The 2,597-nt window shown below is 61.4% G+C and carries 3 protein-coding genes; 2 read left to right on the top strand and 1 reads right to left on the bottom strand.

Translation table 11 applies throughout. The annotated features are described in order from the left end of the window. On the bottom strand, window positions 1-1,295 hold a 1,295-nt coding region (locus Q0K15_RS11065), incomplete at its 3' end, for an acyl-CoA dehydratase activase (RefSeq protein ID WP_294515902.1). A gap of 269 nt (window positions 1,296-1,564) precedes the next feature. On the opposite strand from Q0K15_RS11065, the gene Q0K15_RS11070 reads away from it, so the two are divergent. Both Q0K15_RS11070 and Q0K15_RS11075 read left to right on the top strand, forming a co-directional pair. Then, window positions 1,565-1,987: a hypothetical protein gene (locus tag Q0K15_RS11070; protein WP_294515903.1), complete on the top strand. Its 423-nt coding sequence runs from the start codon at window positions 1,565-1,567 to the stop codon at window positions 1,985-1,987. A gap of 138 nt (window positions 1,988-2,125) precedes the next feature. Then, complete coding sequence (locus tag Q0K15_RS11075; protein WP_294515904.1) at window positions 2,126-2,542, top strand: hypothetical protein; 417 nt, start codon at window positions 2,126-2,128, stop codon at window positions 2,540-2,542. Window positions 2,543-2,597 lie beyond the last annotated feature (55 nt).

The following is a 2,597-nucleotide window of genomic DNA, read 5'->3' on the forward strand; positions in this document are numbered from 1 at the left end:
GCGCCGTTGCGGATCTTGAAGCACTTCATGTCCTGGCCGCCGATGTCGATGATGAAGTCCACGTCGGGGTTGAAGTGGGCAGCGGCGTTGTAGTGGGCCACCGTTTCCACCAGGCCCAGGTCACAGCCAAACGCGTTCTTGACCAGATCCTCGCCGTAGCCGGTGACGGCGGCGCCTTTGATGGTAATGCGGTCGCCGCAGAGCTTGTAGATCTCCTTGAGCTGCTCCAGCACCACCGCCACGGGATTGCCCAGGTTGGAGTGGTAGTAGGTGTAGAGGAGGCCGCCGTCGGGGGCGATGAGGCACATCTTGGTGGTGGTGGAGCCGGCGTCGATGCCCAGCCAGGCATCGCCGGTGTAGGTGCTCACGTCCACCTCGGGGGGATGGTTGGCGTTGTGGCGGACGGTGAAGTCCTCATACTGCTCGGGGCCGTCAAAGAGGGGGAGGAGGGTGTCCATGGTGTTTTTGGCCTCCACGGACTCCTCCAGCAGCTTAAGGGCCTCGTCAAAGGGGCGCTCCACATAGTCGGTGGAGCACAGGGCGGCGCCCATGGCGGCAAAGCAGTCGCCGTCGGCGGGGAAGATGGCGTGCTCCTCGTCCAGCTTCAGGGTCTCCACGAAGCGCTGCCGCAGGCCCATGAGGAAGTGGAGGGGGCCGCCCAGGAAGACGATCTTGCCCTTGAGCTCACGGCCCTGGGTGAGGCCGGCCACGGTCTGGTCCACCACGGCCTGGAAGATGGAGGCGGCCACGTCCTCCTTCCGCCCGCCCTGGTTGAGGATGGGCTGGATGTCGCTCTTGGCAAAGACACCGCAGCGGGAGGCGATGGGGTAGATCTTCTCGTGCTTGAGGGAGAGGGCATCCAGCTCGTCGATGGTGACGTTGAGCAGGGAGGCCATCTGGTCGATGAAGGCGCCGGTGCCGCCGGCGCAGGAGCCGTTCATGCGCTCCTCCAGAGCACCGCCGAAGAAGATGATCTTGGCGTCCTCGCCGCCCAGCTCGATGACGGCGTCGGTGCCGGGGATGTAGGTGTTGACGGAGGCGGCGGTGGCGTAGACCTCCTGGACGAAGTCGATGCCGGCGGCCTTGGCCACGCCCAGTCCGGCGGAGCCGGTGATGACCAGCTTTACGTCCTTTCCGGTCAGCTTGTCCTGGATGGAGTGGAGGGTCTCGCAGGCCCGCTCCCGGGCTTTGGAATAGTGCCGCTCATAGGAGCGGAACAGGAGTTTGTTGTCCTCATCCAGCACCACGACCTTGACGGTGGTGGAGCCGATGTCGATGCCGATGCGAAGGCTCATAGGTTCACCTCATAGCCCCGGAACCCACCGGGGGCGTATTTTTTCGTACCCTATATACTATAACAAATCGACAGATTTTACAACTGATAAATCTGTAAAGAAAATACCACAAAACCTAGTGGATTTCAATGGTATTTTGACGGAAAGAATTGGATGATTTTTGAAAACGGTTCAAGACCGAGATTTTAAACAATCTTAATCCTTATCTTCTCTTGGTTTAAGAAAACTGGACTACAATAGAGCTGAAAACAGAGAAAGGAAGGATGGCCATGCGGGCGATCACAGATGGAAGAATGGAAAAAGGGCCGTGGGAGATCCGGGAGGAGCCGGTCTCTCAGCACCGGCGGTGGCCGGTGTGGCTTGTCGTGCTGGCTTTATGCGGGGCGCCCATCGCCATCCCCCTGGCGGTGGGGGGCGTCGCCTTGGCCGGAGGTCTGCTGCTGTGCCTTTTGACCCTCATCGCCGGCGCCGGGGTGGCCGGTGTGCTGAGCGTGGGAGCGGGAGCGGTGGCCTCGGTGGTAGGCTTTGCCGGGCTCTTTGTCCACGGCCTGGGTTGGGGGCTCCACTATGTGGTGGGCGGTGTAGTGTCCTCTCTCTTTGGACTTATCATGCTGGCTCTCTTCGCTGGGGGTATGTTCCTGTGCTACCGGGCGGTTGTGTGGCTCCTCCGGCGGCGGGACTCTGTGATGTAATAGGCACAAAGCATGTTGAACGACAGCACCAAATGGGCTATACTGGTGTTACCAGATCCATGAAAGGCGGTGCGGACGGTGACGAAAGCATTCCGGAATGGGAAAAGGACGCTGTGGCTGCTGTCAGGGATAATAGCGGTGCTCTTTCTTGCGGCTGCCTTGCTCTGGTGGGGCCGACCGGCGGAGGCCAGGTCCGCCCTGGCTGACTATGTGGGAGACCTGGACGGGTATGAAACGGTCCGGGCCACCCGGCAGGACGGCCAGACGCTGACATTGGAGGGGGCACAGGCGGCGGAGTTAAAGGAATTGCTAGACCAGCTCTCCTTCGCCGGAGCGGCGGAGGAAAAGACCAGCCGGGCAAACAGCGCCCCGGGCTTTGAGGCCGCGGTCCAGCTGGCGTCTGCCGGCGGAACGGCCCATACCGTCACCTTTGTGACCGGCGGAGCGGAGGAGGCCCATGTGCGCCTGGACCTCTCCAACGGGACCACGGTCCACATCACCGGCGTGTTCCAGGCGGATTATCGGGCGGCAGCGGACTTCATCAACGGGCTTTGAATACTGTTATTTTGACGGAAAACGAGGCGCTTCCCTTGCGGGAAGCGCCTCGTTT

The organism is uncultured Intestinimonas sp., from assembly GCF_944387245.1.
In the GTDB taxonomy this organism is placed as follows: domain Bacteria; phylum Bacillota; class Clostridia; order Oscillospirales; family Oscillospiraceae; genus Intestinimonas.